Origin of the sequence: Fulvivirga sediminis (assembly GCF_016757215.1) — a bacterium.
GTDB classification, from domain to species: domain Bacteria; phylum Bacteroidota; class Bacteroidia; order Cytophagales; family Cyclobacteriaceae; genus Fulvivirga; species Fulvivirga sediminis.
Window position 1 is genome coordinate 84848 of record NZ_JAESIY010000003.1, and the last position, 13701, is coordinate 98548.

General features: G+C 37.5%; 13 protein-coding genes. 7 read left to right on the top strand and 6 right to left on the bottom strand.

Annotated elements, in window-relative coordinates; translation table 11 throughout:
* The first annotated feature begins 2 nt into the window (after positions 1–2).
* Both JL102_RS06230 and JL102_RS06235 read left to right on the top strand, forming a co-directional pair.
* Complete coding sequence (locus JL102_RS06230; RefSeq protein ID WP_202243403.1) at positions 3–482, top strand: hypothetical protein; 480 nt, start codon at positions 3–5, stop codon at positions 480–482.
* Positions 483–488: 6 nt separating this feature from the next.
* The gene (locus JL102_RS06235; RefSeq protein WP_202243404.1) at positions 489–1865 is read left to right on the top strand and encodes a serine hydrolase domain-containing protein; all 1377 of its coding nucleotides are present in this window, start codon (positions 489–491) and stop codon (positions 1863–1865) included.
* 78 nt (positions 1866–1943) lie between these two features.
* Here JL102_RS06235 and JL102_RS06240 read toward each other — a convergent pair whose 3' ends face one another.
* Both JL102_RS06240 and lhgO read right to left on the bottom strand, forming a co-directional pair.
* On the bottom strand, positions 1944–2261 hold the full coding sequence (locus JL102_RS06240; protein ID WP_202243405.1) for a rhodanese-like domain-containing protein: 318 nt from the start codon (positions 2259–2261) through the stop codon (positions 1944–1946).
* A gap of 99 nt (positions 2262–2360) precedes the next feature.
* Positions 2361–3557, bottom strand: a complete 1197-nt coding sequence (lhgO, locus tag JL102_RS06245; protein WP_202243406.1) for an L-2-hydroxyglutarate oxidase — start codon at positions 3555–3557, stop codon at positions 2361–2363.
* A gap of 98 nt (positions 3558–3655) precedes the next feature.
* Here lhgO and JL102_RS06250 point away from each other — a divergent pair, with 98 nt between their 5' ends.
* Both JL102_RS06250 and JL102_RS06255 read left to right on the top strand, forming a co-directional pair.
* Positions 3656–4501 (top strand): glucosaminidase domain-containing protein, encoded by an 846-nt coding sequence (locus tag JL102_RS06250; RefSeq protein ID WP_202243407.1) that lies wholly within the window; start codon positions 3656–3658, stop codon positions 4499–4501.
* Positions 4473–5564, top strand: coding sequence for a polysaccharide deacetylase family protein (locus tag JL102_RS06255; protein WP_202243408.1), 1092 nt, complete (start codon positions 4473–4475; stop codon positions 5562–5564). Before JL102_RS06250 ends, JL102_RS06255 begins: the two co-directional genes overlap by 29 nt.
* Here JL102_RS06255 and msrB read toward each other — a convergent pair whose 3' ends face one another.
* Positions 5565–5987, bottom strand: a complete 423-nt coding sequence (gene msrB / locus JL102_RS06260) for a peptide-methionine (R)-S-oxide reductase MsrB (RefSeq protein WP_237390445.1) — start codon at positions 5985–5987, stop codon at positions 5565–5567.
* A 278-nt stretch (positions 5988–6265) separates the two neighbouring features.
* Between msrB and JL102_RS06265 the strand changes: the two genes are divergently transcribed.
* A complete protein-coding gene (locus JL102_RS06265; protein WP_202243410.1) occupies positions 6266–6766 on the top strand; it encodes a YfiR family protein in 501 nt (166 codons plus the stop codon).
* Between the two features lie 36 nt (positions 6767–6802).
* Positions 6803–8743, top strand: coding sequence for a PAS domain S-box protein (locus tag JL102_RS23965; RefSeq protein WP_202243411.1), 1941 nt, complete (start codon positions 6803–6805; stop codon positions 8741–8743).
* A 140-nt stretch (positions 8744–8883) separates the two neighbouring features.
* Here JL102_RS23965 and JL102_RS06275 read toward each other — a convergent pair whose 3' ends face one another.
* Positions 8884–9537, bottom strand: coding sequence for an HAD family hydrolase (locus JL102_RS06275; RefSeq protein ID WP_202243412.1), 654 nt, complete (start codon positions 9535–9537; stop codon positions 8884–8886).
* A 147-nt stretch (positions 9538–9684) separates the two neighbouring features.
* On the opposite strand from JL102_RS06275, the gene JL102_RS06280 reads away from it, so the two are divergent.
* On the top strand, positions 9685–10896 hold the full coding sequence (locus JL102_RS06280; protein WP_202243413.1) for a DEAD/DEAH box helicase: 1212 nt from the start codon (positions 9685–9687) through the stop codon (positions 10894–10896).
* 53 nt (positions 10897–10949) lie between these two features.
* On the opposite strand, the gene JL102_RS06285 is transcribed toward JL102_RS06280, so the two are convergent.
* A complete protein-coding gene (locus tag JL102_RS06285; protein WP_202243414.1) occupies positions 10950–12098 on the bottom strand; it encodes a hypothetical protein in 1149 nt (382 codons plus the stop codon).
* Positions 12099–12183: 85 nt separating this feature from the next.
* Positions 12184–13701, bottom strand: a complete 1518-nt coding sequence (locus JL102_RS06290) for an MFS transporter (RefSeq protein ID WP_202243751.1) — start codon at positions 13699–13701, stop codon at positions 12184–12186.

The following is a 13701-nucleotide window of genomic DNA, read 5'->3' on the forward strand; positions in this document are numbered from 1 at the left end:
GTATGAAATACTCTATTCGATATTTTTTGTTTTCGATGACGCTGATTCTGTCATGCTCAACTCCTAAGGAAAAAGAAGAGAAGGTAGATGCTTCAGAGCCATTGCCCTTACAACAAACATTGTTAGGGGAGTGGAGAAATTTGACATTGGAAGTAACCATATCAGATGCAGACAGTGATTCCTATCTTCATGTGCCGGAAGGGAAATGGGAAGAAGTGTTTCAGGTTAAACCAGTCCGTACCACCTTTAATAGCGATAGTACCTATACTTCAGAGTATAGAAGCTTAGAAGATTCGGTAATTATGGTGAATACTGGTATATGGTATATTGAAGATGATAGCCTCGTCTACATTAATAGAGGTCAAAAATTTAAATATCAGGTTCTCTTAGAAGATGATGAAGCTATATTTAAAGGATATGTCGATTGGGATGGAGACGGAGAAGTAGATGATTTTTATAACGGAAAACAAAAAAAGCAATAATCAATCATGTTGAAATTTTTCAAAGCCATCATTTTTATTATGCTGATGGTACTGCTCGTATTCGGAGTCTCGTATTTATGGAAAGCCTTACCAATTATAAGTGGTTACGGGGCTAAAAATTTATGTAGTTGCGTTTATGTTGCAAACCGATTGCCTGAGTCAGTAATAGATAAGGAGTTAGGGAATTTTCCTTTTACATTAGGCTCTTTTGAGGTAGATACTTCTGATTCGTCTGCATATGGTAGTGTGTGGGGCTTTGCCAAAATAAAGGCCATATACAGAAAAGGAATAGGCTGTACACTTGTCTCTGAGATTTCGGAGGAAGAAGTAAGAGGACAAGATATTCATGTCCCAAAACATAAGGTTTTACAAGATAGTGTGCTTTGGCCTTTGGGTAACGCGGCGGTTTATAAAGATTCAAGTATGGATTTGAAAGCTGTGAATCAGGTTTTAGATGAGGCCTTTGAAGAAACAGATCCTGAAAAACCAAAAAATACCAGGGCGCTGGTAGTAGTGCATCATGGTAAGATTGTAGCAGAGAAATATGCTTCTGGCTTTCAGATCAATACACCACAGTTGGGCTGGTCTATGACGAAAAGTGTTACAAATGCATTAGTGGGCTTATTAGTTAAAGATGGAAAGTTAAATATTCATGATCCTGCACCTTTAGCCAGTTGGGCGGGGAGTGATCCTCGTAGAAAAATTACTCTTGATCATTTATTGCGGATGAGCAGTGGGCTAGAGTGGGAAGAGGTATATACAGGCCCCAGCACCGCTACTAATATGCTCTTTAGCAAAGGGAATATGGGGGAATATGCATCTTCTTTTCCTCTGGTAAAGCAGCCTGATGAAGAATGGTATTATAGTAGCGGAACCTCTAATATCATTTCTATGATAGTGAGAGATGCTACAGGAAAAGATTATTATAATTTTGTTCATAATCGCCTTTTGAATAAGATAGGTATGACTAGCGCGGTTATCGAGCCAGATGCTTCCGGTACATTTGTGGGCTCATCATATATGTATGCGACTCCTCGAGATTGGGCTAAGTTTGGCCTTCTATATTTGAATGATGGAGTATGGGGAGAAGAGCGGATTTTACCTGATGGCTGGGTAGAATATTCATCTACCGTAACTCCAACGGCCAAAGAAGGAAACTATGGAGCTCACTTCTGGACTAATGCCGACCCTGAAGGAAGACCAGGTGAGCGATATTATCCAAGTGCTCCTACTGATATGTATAGCATGAATGGTTTTGAAGGTCAACGAGTATTTATATTACCATCTCAAGATATGGTAATAGTGAGAATGGGACAAAATAAGAGGGGAAACTTTGATTTTGATGCGCTCTTAAAAGGGGTTTTAGCAGCTATAAATGAGTAACTAACATATTGCAAAGCATATAATAAAAGAGGGGATCAAACTATCAGTTTGATCCCCTCTTTTATTTTTAATTGATCCTCAATACTTAGGTACAGAAGGATCTATTTCGTCAGACCAGGCTAAAATTCCACCTTTAAGGTTGTACAAATTATCTAAGCCATATTTGTTTTCCCAAAATCTTATGGCTTGTCCGCTGCGGGCTCCGCTACGGCAGTGTACCACCACTTTCTTATCACGAGCTATTTTATCTCCAGCCTCAGGCTGGTCATTTCTGGGTATTAACTCCCCATTAATATTAGCTACTTCAAATTCATGAGGTTCTCTTACGTCAAGAAGTTGAAAATCTTCTCCTGAGTCCATCATTTCTTTAAGTTCCTGAACCGTTATCTCTTTCATTGCTTTTCTTTTTTATTACTTACAATGCTGTATACAGCTATTGTGTTTATCTTATAAGTGAAATTATCCTTTTTATATTATAAAAGCATAATTTTTCATCTAAAACCTTTTGATTACCAGATCAGAGACTGTATCTCCAATGGAAAGGGAAGAGGTAGCTGCCGGAGAAGGAGCGTTACATACGTTAACGGCATGCTCATTTTCCAGAATGAGAAAATCATCTATTAGACCTCCATCTTTGTCGCAGGCCTGAGCACGAACACCCGCACCACCTGGAATAAGATCATCTTCTTCAATTTCTGGCATAAGCTTTTGCAGTGCTTTAGTAAAGGCCGCTTTAGAAAAAGATCTGTACATCTCTCCAAAACCAGTTTTCCAGTATTTTTTAGCCACTTTTTGGAAGCCAGGCCAGAGTAGCGACTCTGAAAGCTCCTTCAAGCTAATATCTTTTTTAGTATATCCTTCGCGGCTGAAGGCTAGTACAGCATTAGGGCCGGCCTCTACTCCGCCTTTTATCATTCGGGTAAAGTGCACTCCTAGGAATGGAAAATTAGGATCAGGAACAGGGTAAATTAAATTCTTAACTAAATGTTGCTTGTTCGGGTTGAGCTCATAATACTCTCCTCTAAAAGGTATTATACGTACATTTAACTTTTGCTGAGTAAATTCGGCCACTTTATCAGAATAAAGGCCCGCACAGTTTACAACCAGTGTAGTGCTATGACTGCCTTTATTGGTTACAATAGTGGTTTCGTGTCCCTTTACTAGAATATCATCTACCTTTTCACCTAACCGAATCTCACCACCTAGCTCTTTGACCTTTTCGGCATACTTTTCTGATACCTGCTTGTAATCGATAATTCCGGTTTGCGGTACAAAAATTCCAGCTACTCCATTTACATGAGGTTCATGTTCGCGCAGCTCTTCTTTTTTTAGTAACTTCAGGCCTGTCAGCCCATTTTGTTGCCCTCTATCATATAGGTTGTTCATCAAAGACACTTCTTCTTCAGAAGTAGCCACTACTATTTTACCACAGAGGTCATATGGTATATTTTCTGTTTCGCAAAATTCCAGAAGTTGATTATATCCATTAATACAGTTGGTGGCTTTTAAACTGCCAGGCTTGTAATACAAGCCTGAATGGATCACGCCACTGTTGTGGCCTGTCTGGTGGTGAGCTATGTCTTCCTCTTTGTCAAGTATCAATAACTTGAAATTTGGATTTTTATTTTTCAGCTTAAGGGCGGTGGCTAAGCCTACTATGCCAGCCCCAATGATAACAATATCGTACTTCAACTGTTAAATGATCTGGTGAATGCACGAATATAGGACTTGTTTTTTAAACAGATAAACTTATTAACCAAACCTCCCTATTTTCGTGTAAGAATAAAGTTATGCGAAACATTAAATCAAGCAGGATAGCAACTGTGTTATTATGTCTGGGTATTTTACTTTGTACCTCATCTTGTGAGGATGACCCATTGCTAAAAACGCCTTTTGTAATAGTAAGAAGTGCGGCTGATATCCTTCCAGTAAGCGAGAAATGGGTAAGACCAGTCATTTATTTCAATGAATTTAGCTTCGACCAGCTCTCTTTGAAGAAAAAAAAGAAAAAGTTTATTGAAATGATATTGCCATCTGTACTTCAGGTAAAGCATAATATATCAATAGACAGAAAAAGGATAGGTGATATCATGTGGAGTCAGCAAAATAATAAGCAAGTACAGGAATCAGACAGCTTATTTCTGGCGGACTATATCGACCGTTTTAATGCAAAAGATGCTAAGGACCTATATAATAGATTGGCTACGCACCCTACCAGTATTGTCCTGGCTCAGGCTGCGGTAGAAAGTGGTTGGGGAACTTCTCGCTTTTTTGTAGAGGGAAATAATATATTCGGAATTTGGTCTTATAGCTCTGAAGAAGAAAGAATGCAAGCGTTGCACAATAGGGGAGACCAATCAATTTATGTAAGAAGTTATAAAGATATTAATGGCTCCATTGAGGATTATTTCTATATGCTAGCCAGGTCTTCTGCTTATAAAGAGTTTCGTAAGGAAAGAGTGAAACCGAAAGAACCTACTAAGTTGACATATTTCCTTAAAAATTATTCTGAATTGAGATATACCTATGTTTCAAGGCTTAATTTGTTGATCAATAAAAATAATTTAACTCAATATGATTCTTTGACATTAGATCCATCTTACTATCATGACGGAGAGAAAATACTTCCCTATTAAAAATCACATTTATCAACTGATACTATTTTTAATAGTAGTGGCAGGTTGTGCCGGTCCGTCGGGTAAGCAGGTGGAAGCTCAAGGTATAGCTAATGGTCGAAAATCTATAACTTGTTTTGTATATCATAGATTTGGAGATGAGAAATATCCTTCTACCAATGTAGATGTCTCTACGTTTGAGAAGCACATACAATACCTGAAAGATGAGGAATTTGAAATTTTAACCCTTTCGAACGCCATTGAGTATTTGAAATATAGCTCAAAAGAAAGAAAGATAGCTGTTATTACTGTAGATGATGGGTATAAGTCATTCCAAACAGGTGCTATGCCCATATTGAAAAAGCATGGCGTTTCGGCAACTCTGTTTGTTAATACAGAGACCGTAGGAGGAAGTAGCTATATGACCTGGGAAGGAATAAAGGAAGTTATGGATCAGGGTATAGAAATCGGTAATCATAGTCACTCTCATGGCTATTTTCTGAATTATGAGGAGACCATAAGGTATAAACATTTTCAATCAGACGTGGCCCAAGCTCAAAAACTGTTCAAACAGCACTTGTCTTTAACTCCCACAGTTTTTGCATATCCTTACGGTGAGTATGATAAGGAGATGGAATCTATTATTAAAGAAATGGGATTTATAGGAGCGGTGGCTCAAAATTCGGGTGTCATGAATTCTTCCTCTGACTTCTATGCCATACCAAGATTTCCTATGGCCAGTAGCTACGCTTCTTTGAATGGATTTAAGGAAAAAGCAAAGATGCAAACTCTTTTTGTTCAATCGGAGGTGCCAGATAAGCATTTGCTGAAAAATGGTAATCCTCCAGAGCTAAAAGTAGCTTTTAAAAGTGAAGATTTGCAGATCAACAACCTTCAATGTTTTATACAAGGAGGTGAGTGTGATATGAAAGTTGTCAAAACAGATTCGATTGTTGAAATTTCTGTAAAAAGCAAGGAGATTTTAAAGCGCAGAAGAACACTATATACGCTCACAGTTCCTTCTAAAGATGGGGCATGGCATTGGTTCAGCCATTTGTGGGTTATGCCTTCAATAAAGGAGTAGTTATTCCTTTTTGAAGTCTAGTGCTACTGAGTTTAAACAGTATCTGAGTCCCGTGGGCTCAGGTCCATCAGGAAATACGTGTCCAAGGTGCCCTCCACATCGGCTGCAAACCACCTCTTCCCTTACTATTCCCAAGCTTTGGTCTTTAATAATCCCAATTTTTTCTTCATCAATAGGTTGATAGAAACTTGGCCAACCCGTACCCGATTCATATTTAGTATCACTACTAAATAACTTTTGGTGGCAGCCAGCACAGTAATATACACCATCTTCCTTTTTGTCCCAGTATTTGCCAGAAAAGGCTCTTTCAGTTCCTTTTTTTCTAAGAACATCATATTCTTCTTCAGATAACTGGCTCTTCCACTCTGAAGGAGATTTTTCTATTTCATATTTCACTGTTGCTTTCTTGTCGGATTCTTTCATATTTGTACATGAACAAAATAAGATAATAATTAAGATTAGCGAAAAATCAGGAAATTTCATTTATTTACTTTTTCTTTAAAAGGTTTATACCAGTAATAAAGTTCTTACAATAAGAATAAAAGTAAAGGTCAAAAATATTACCTCAGATAAAATGGGTTACTTTACTTCTACAAACTGGATAAGAAATTAGGTTGCTATTTTTAACTATTTTTTTGAAATTCAATTAATACCAGCTTAATTTAAACCATGTATAGTGAAGGCTTAATATTATCCATCTCATGAAAAGGCTTTTTTTTCTGTTTTCTCTTCTGTTGATAAATTTTGTAGGCTTGGCCCAAAATTATCAGCTGCATGCCGTTTACATTTATAGCTTTATAAGGTATGTACAATGGCCCTCTTCTAGTGAGGAAGGAGATTTTGTGATAGGAATTGTGGGTGATTCTCCAATTATAGACGAATTAGAAAGAATGGCTGCTGCCAAAAAAGCAGGAACCAGAGATATACAAGTGAAGAAATATACTAATTTGAACGGTCTAGATAAGGCAGATATCGTTTTTATATCTAAAAATTACACTGATGATATCTCTGGTATATTGAACAAAGTTGGTTCTGCTAATACACTATTAATTACCGAAAAGGAAGGTTTAGGTGTGCAGGGTAGCAACATCAATTTTGTAAATAAAAACGGAAAACTTGCATTTGAATTGAATAGATCTGCAATGGATAGGGCTGATTTGAAAGTTTCTTCAGAACTTACGAGGCTAGCTATTTTGATCTAATTTTTTTATTTTTTAATTATATGTCATCTCAACCTTATGGGAAAAATAAAATTTAAAATAGGCAATAAGATTTTTGGAGGCTTCTTAGTGCTTATTGTCTTTTTTATCGTTAATGCATCAATCATCTTTATTAACGGTAATAAGATTGACTCGGTAGTAAATACGTCTTCAGAAATTATAAGACCTTCTAAAGAAGCTATCAATGACTTTATCCTTTTAGTGACCAGGTCAAAAATGTTAATCACTAACTGGGTTTATCTACAAAGTAATACTGATGATAAAGAAGCTTTAAAAAATCTTCACGAATTTGAATACCCACAGCTTAAGGATAAGATTAATAACCTAAAGGTTGAATGGGAAGTTGATAGCCAAAAGGCTTTAATTGATTCTGCGTTCTTAAAGTTTGAAAAGCTTATGACCGTAGAAAAAGACATTATGTCTCAGCTGGTTACATTCGAGAATTATGAAGATCCTTTGACTAAACTATTAGCGGAAGATGCTGTAGATAGTCAGGTTATTCCGTTAACAGCATCAATTACAGCAGACCTTGATAAGGTGGCAGTAACACAGCAAAATGTGACTGAAGATTCTGATGTTGAACTTAAAGAAGCTGCCAGCCAACTAAGGACCATTACTGTTATAACAGGATTAATAATAGTTTCTCTAAGTTTAATTATAGCCTTTATTATGGCCAGGAATATTACCCGACCTATTAACTATATCAAGGATATTTTGGTGAAGTTGGGTAAAGGTGAGCTTGTAGATGAAAGAAACAGGAAATTCAGCAATGATGAGATTGGTGAAATGGCTACGGCTATGGATAATCTGGTGACTGGTTTAAGGTCTACCACCTTCTTTGCAGAAAATATAGGTAAAGGTAATTATGACTCTGAATTTAATCCTTTAAGTGAGCATGATACATTGGGTAATGCTCTTATCGAGATGAGAAATAACCTTTATAGAGTGGCTGAAGAAGATAAGAAAAGAAGCTGGTCTACTGGAGGTTTGGCTAAATTCGGAGATATTCTTAGAAAGAATAATGATAACATAGAGAAACTTTCTGATGATATTATTAGTAACCTGGTAAAATATCTAGGAGCTAATCAGGGAGGTTTATACATTATTGAAGAGGATAATAGTGAAGATGAGCCATATATGGTACTTACGGCTTGTTATGCTTGGGATAAGAAAAAATATGTCGATCAAAAGGTATTTAAGGGCGAAGGCCTTGCCGGTCAGGTTTGGTTAGAAAGAGATAGTATTTATTTAACAGAAGTTCCTGATAATTACATCAAAATCACCTCTGGTTTAGGAGATGCTAATCCTAGAAGTGTACTGATAGTGCCTTTAAAAGTAAATGATGAAATATATGGTGTAGTAGAAGTGGCATCATTCAAAAACTTTGAAGATTACGAAAAGGAATTTGTAGAGAAAATAGCAGAAAGCATTGCGTCTACCGTATCATCTGTGAAAATAAATGCAAAAACACAGAAGCTATTAGAAGAATCTCAAGAAATGACCGAGCAGATGCGTTCTCAGGAAGAGGAGATGCGTCAGAATATGGAAGAGCTACAAGCTACTCAGGAAGAAATGCAGCGTAGCCAGTTTGAGGCTGAGAGTACAATGGATGCCATTAACCGATCTGTTTCTACTGTTGAGTTTGATGAGGAGGGTAAAATCCTTAATGCTAATAGAAACTTCCTGGAATTGATGGGGTATACACGTGACGAAATATTGGGAGAACACCATAGAATATTAGTATCTAAGGATGACAAGAGCTCAGAAGAGTATAAGATGTTCTGGAGAGACCTTTCAGCGGGAGTGCCTAAGGAAGGAGAATTTAAAAGACTTACTAAGTCTGGAGAGGTTAAATTCTTAAAAGAGAATTATGCAGCTACAAGACATAGAGATGGTTCTGTTTCTAAGATTATGCTGTTTGCCTACGATGTATCTGATTACAAATTGGAAGGAGTTTAATTTTAAAGGAATATGTGACAACAAAAAAGTCAGCTCTTTAAGAACTGACTTTTTTGTTTGCGGTGAAAAAAAACGAGGCAGTCTAAAACTACTTTTTAGACTGCCTCGTTTTTTAGGTCAAGAAATCAAGTATTTTATTCTTATTTAGTTAAATCCTTTATAATAGACTGTAATTCTTGGGCATTTTTTGCAATATGTTTAGCCCCTATTTCTGAAAGTGCCTCTGCGTGGCCTGGTAATATGTGGCTGGCACCTACGAAGCCTATTACTGTCATACCTGCTTTCACGGCAGCGTTAACACCAGCTTTACTATCTTCAACCACCAGGCAATTTGAAGGATCTATACCTAGAGTTTCAGAGGCATGTAAATACACATCTGGAGCTGGCTTAGGGTTAGGCACCATTTCTGCAGAAAAATATCTTTGATCAAAAACGTCATTAAGCCCAACGTGATTGATTGCTTTTTCTACCTGCCATAGCGCACTATTTGAAACCACTGATTTAGGCAATGGAAGCGTTTTTACAACTTCCGGCATATCCGCTACCGGTCTTAACTGATTATATATTTCAATTTCACATTCATGCATTATTTCTTGAATGTTTATTCCCTCCCTATTTTCTGAAGGAATAGTGTTTAGAATGACTGATATCAGTTTTCCTGTATATTCCCTTATGTACTGATCTAAAGATACCTCGCGGCCATATTTATTCAATACTTTAGACACTACCTCTGCTGCCACTATTTCGGTGTCTACAAGAACGCCGTCACAATCAAATATTAAATGCTTAAACATGAAGTTGTAATTTTAAAACTAGAAGCTGCAATGATAAATGATTATGTCAACGATAAAGAAATTATTTTCATTAAATTGCGTAAAATCATAAAGTGTAATTTTGACTTTAAAAGAGGAGTTAAAAAGTGATCTTAAATTGGAATAAATTTGAAGTTTAAAGAGTTGGGCCTTGATGACCGTCTTTTAGAGGGTATTTCGGCCATAGGATTTGAAGATGCCACTCCTGTTCAGGAGCAGGCTATTCCCAAAATCATTTCAGGAAAGGATATAATCGCGTCTGCTCAGACCGGAACCGGTAAAACAGCAGCATTTTTGCTTCCTGTGATCCATCAGATATTACAGGCGGATGACGATCAGAGTAATATAAAGGCTTTGATTATTGTGCCTACCAGAGAGCTGGCAGTGCAGATCGATCAGCAAATGGAGGGATTATCATATTTTACCTCTGTAAGCTCTATTGCCGTTTACGGTGGGGGAGATGGTCAGTCTTTTAGCAGGGAGAAGTCAGCCTTGTCACAAGGGGCAGATGTAATTATAGGTACGCCTGGCCGGCTCATAGCTCACCTTAACTTGGGGTATGTGCAGGTTAGTAATTTGAAATGCCTTGTTTTAGATGAAGCAGACAGGATGTTAGACATGGGTTTTCATGATGATTTAATGAAGATCATATCTTATTTGCCTAAGCAGAGACAGAATCTTATGTTTTCTGCTACCATGCCTCCTAAGATTAGAGATTTGGCTAGAAAAATACTTCAGGAGCCTGATGAGATTAATATTGCTATTTCTAAACCTGCGGAGAGGGTAGCTCAAGCGGCTTTTATATTATATGATAATCAAAAGATACCATTAGCTAAGTATTTACTTAAGGCTAAGAAGTTGCAAAGTGTTATCATATTCTGTAGTACAAAAAATAGCGCTAAGCAATTGTCAAAAGAGCTTAAAAAGCTTGAGTTTTCGGTTGAAGACATTCATTCAGACCTTGAACAAGGAGAGCGGGAGCAGGTGCTTAGAGATTTTAAAAATAAGAAACTCAGTATTCTGGTAGCTACCGATATTTTAAGTAGAGGTATTGATGTGGAAGATATCGAGCTAGTAGTGAATTATGATGTGCCTAATGATGGTGAAGACTATATTCATAGAATAGGGAGGACCGCCCGAGCAGCATCTAAAGGGGTCGCCTTCACATTTGTGAATGAAAAAGAACAGAATAAATTCTATGCGATAGAGAAACTTTTAGAAACCCCCGTGCCTAAAGGAAAACTTCCTGCTAGTATTGGAGAAGGTCCTGAATATAAACCACGAACCGGTAGCCGAAGCAACGGTAGAAAAAAATATAATTCTAGAAAAAAACGTAAATAATAAAGTAGTGTGAAAAAAATCTATTCACACTACCATTCTTCTTGCTGTAACATTTAAAACCTATTGTAATAGGTGTTTACGCTGCTTACCAGTTGATCATAAATAGGCCTGGTGAATTCTATGAATAAATCTTGTGGGGGAGGAGGGATTACCTCCTCATTATTGCATATTTTTATTTGATCTTCTGTTAAGGCTCTTTCATCTCCATTATAGCTACCCCATTTCGAAACCCACACAAATTCTCCATTAAACTTATTATGAACTAATATAGCATTAGTGTGAGCATCATAAACTTGCATACTGAATAAGCCTTTTGAGATTACTTCCTTCTTCCAGGTGGTCATCTTAGCCTTGACCGTGTTAAAAACATCTACTGACGAGCCATCGTCAAGCTTAGCGGTTCCTACTTTGACACTATCTTTGCTAAATGTTTCTGTATTTTTAAAGATATGTGTTTCTCCTACAGTGAAATCGTCAAATTGTAATCGCAGATATTGATCTACATATGGCAAGTTTTCGCGTTCGGCTTCTTGTGGATTGTAGAATCTTACAAACAAGTTTGATCGGTAATGAGTATGCAAGTACTCTTCAATTTTGTCTTGAAAAAAACGAGCACTGAGGTTATATCTGGTAGGTACTGGTATTTGTTCTACTACCACTTTCAGAGTAGCTTTAAAGAGGGCTTCTTCTATTTTATTCTCCACGTCTTTATAGCCAGCAACAAATGACTGTACATCTCTGAAATTGTAGTAAGCTTGTTTGGCCCCTTCCCGAGTATCTTTTTCAAGTGCATTTAGTCCTTCTCTGTAGCTTTCCTCCGCGGCCATCTCTTGAATTTTAGGCAACTCATTGTAATAGTTCTTTGGGGAATGGATGATCTTTAGAGCACCTGGAGACCTTCTGATCTCTTCATACATGTTATTGATTAGTTGGTATTTTTGAAGTACCGATTTGTATTTATACTTACTGTTGCCAGAAAGAGTATTTTGCACATCCTGCTCTATTGTACGAATAGCCAGGGGGTAGCCCGCTCGCAATGTTTCTTTTGATTTCTTATGATCAGGTTTCTGTCTTAATCTGTTTACGGCTTTAAGCACAGCTTGATAGTAATCACCTTGTTCAAGCGCTTTTTTACCAGAGGAACAATTAAGTATTAAAAAGCTGATAATCAGCAGTGAGGAGAATAGATAAACTTTCTTCATATGATGATTGTTTCTTTCTCTTATAATTTAACACAATTAGTGCCAAAGTCCTGCGCTTGAATGCAAACTTCTGTTTATGAGTGAGTTATGGTATGTTTTGCTTCTCTTCATTTACAAACAGGCATAATACACCTGCTAATATTAAAGAGCAGCCTCCCAAAATGAGAGCGAAAATGAATTCACTATCAAAGAAGGTCGTTATTAAAAAACCTAAAAGACTGGCCGCAATAATTTGAGGGATTACAATAAAAAAGTTGAAAATCCCCATGTAGTACCCCATTTTCTTTGCTGGTAATGATGACGAAAGCATCGAATAAGGCACTGATAAAATACTTGCCCATGCAAAACCAACACCAGCCATAGATACTAATAACATGTAATGGTTGGTAGTGAAATAAAAGGATATCAGACCAAGTCCACCGCAGCACAAAGCTATTAGGTGAGTATGTCTTCGAGACAATGCTTTGGATATATAGGGGATAATAAGTGCCAATATTGCGGCTACGCCATTATACCATGAAAAAAGGAAAGAGACCCAATCTGCACCTTCATTATAGGCCGCACTGGTAGGATCAGAAGAGTTAAATATATGACTCGTTACCGCTGAGTTAGTGTAGATCCACATAGTGAAAAGACCAAACCAAGAGAAAAACTGAACATAGGCCAACTGTACCATGGTTTTGGGCATATGCTGAAAGTCTTGTACAATTTGAATAAAGCCATTAGTAGGACTGTTATTAATCATGAGTAGGCCTGCAACTACATAGGCGATGGCAAAGAAGCCAATAACTCCGCATAATACATAAAGCTGAGGGTTAAGGTTAGCCATATAAAACCAAGAGCACAGAGCAATAGTGATGAATAAAAGGCTTAAGCCTATTTTTACATAATTAGCCGGTGCAGTAGTATTATTATTGATCAATTCAGCATCTACTTGATCAGTTGTATTCGCATCTTCAGGTGGATATTCTTTAGTGGTAAACACGGTCCACATCACGGCGCTAATAAAGGCGAAAGCTCCTATGTAGAATGACCACTTAACCGAGTCGGGAATTTGGCCTTCTTCTGCCTGATTAGAGACACCTAACCAGTGACTAAAGACCCAAGGTAGAATAGAAGCAACTACGGCACCTATTCCAATAAAAAAACTTTGCATAGCAAAACCTTGTGTTCTTTGTTCATCAGGAAGCATATCACCAACAAACGCGCGGAAAGGCTCCATGCTGATGTTAATAGAGCCATCCATGATCCACAGTGTGCCTATGGCTACCCATAGAGCAGGAGAGTTAGGCATAATGCAAAGTGCTGCTGTGGCTAGTAACGCTCCTATGGTGAAGTAAGGCCTGCGTCTACCCCAGGTAGGGTGCCAGGTACGGTCACTATAATAACCTATGATGGGCTGAACTACAAGACCTGTAACCGGGGCTGCCAACCAATAAAAGGCCAGGTTTTCTGTATCAGCACCCAAGGTTTCAAAAATTCTACTCGTATTGGCATTTTGTAATGCAAAACCAAATTGAATGCCTAAAAAGCCAAAACTCATATTCCATATTTGCCAAAAACTAAGTTTAGGTTTCTTTGAAGTAATAGATACACCTTTCAT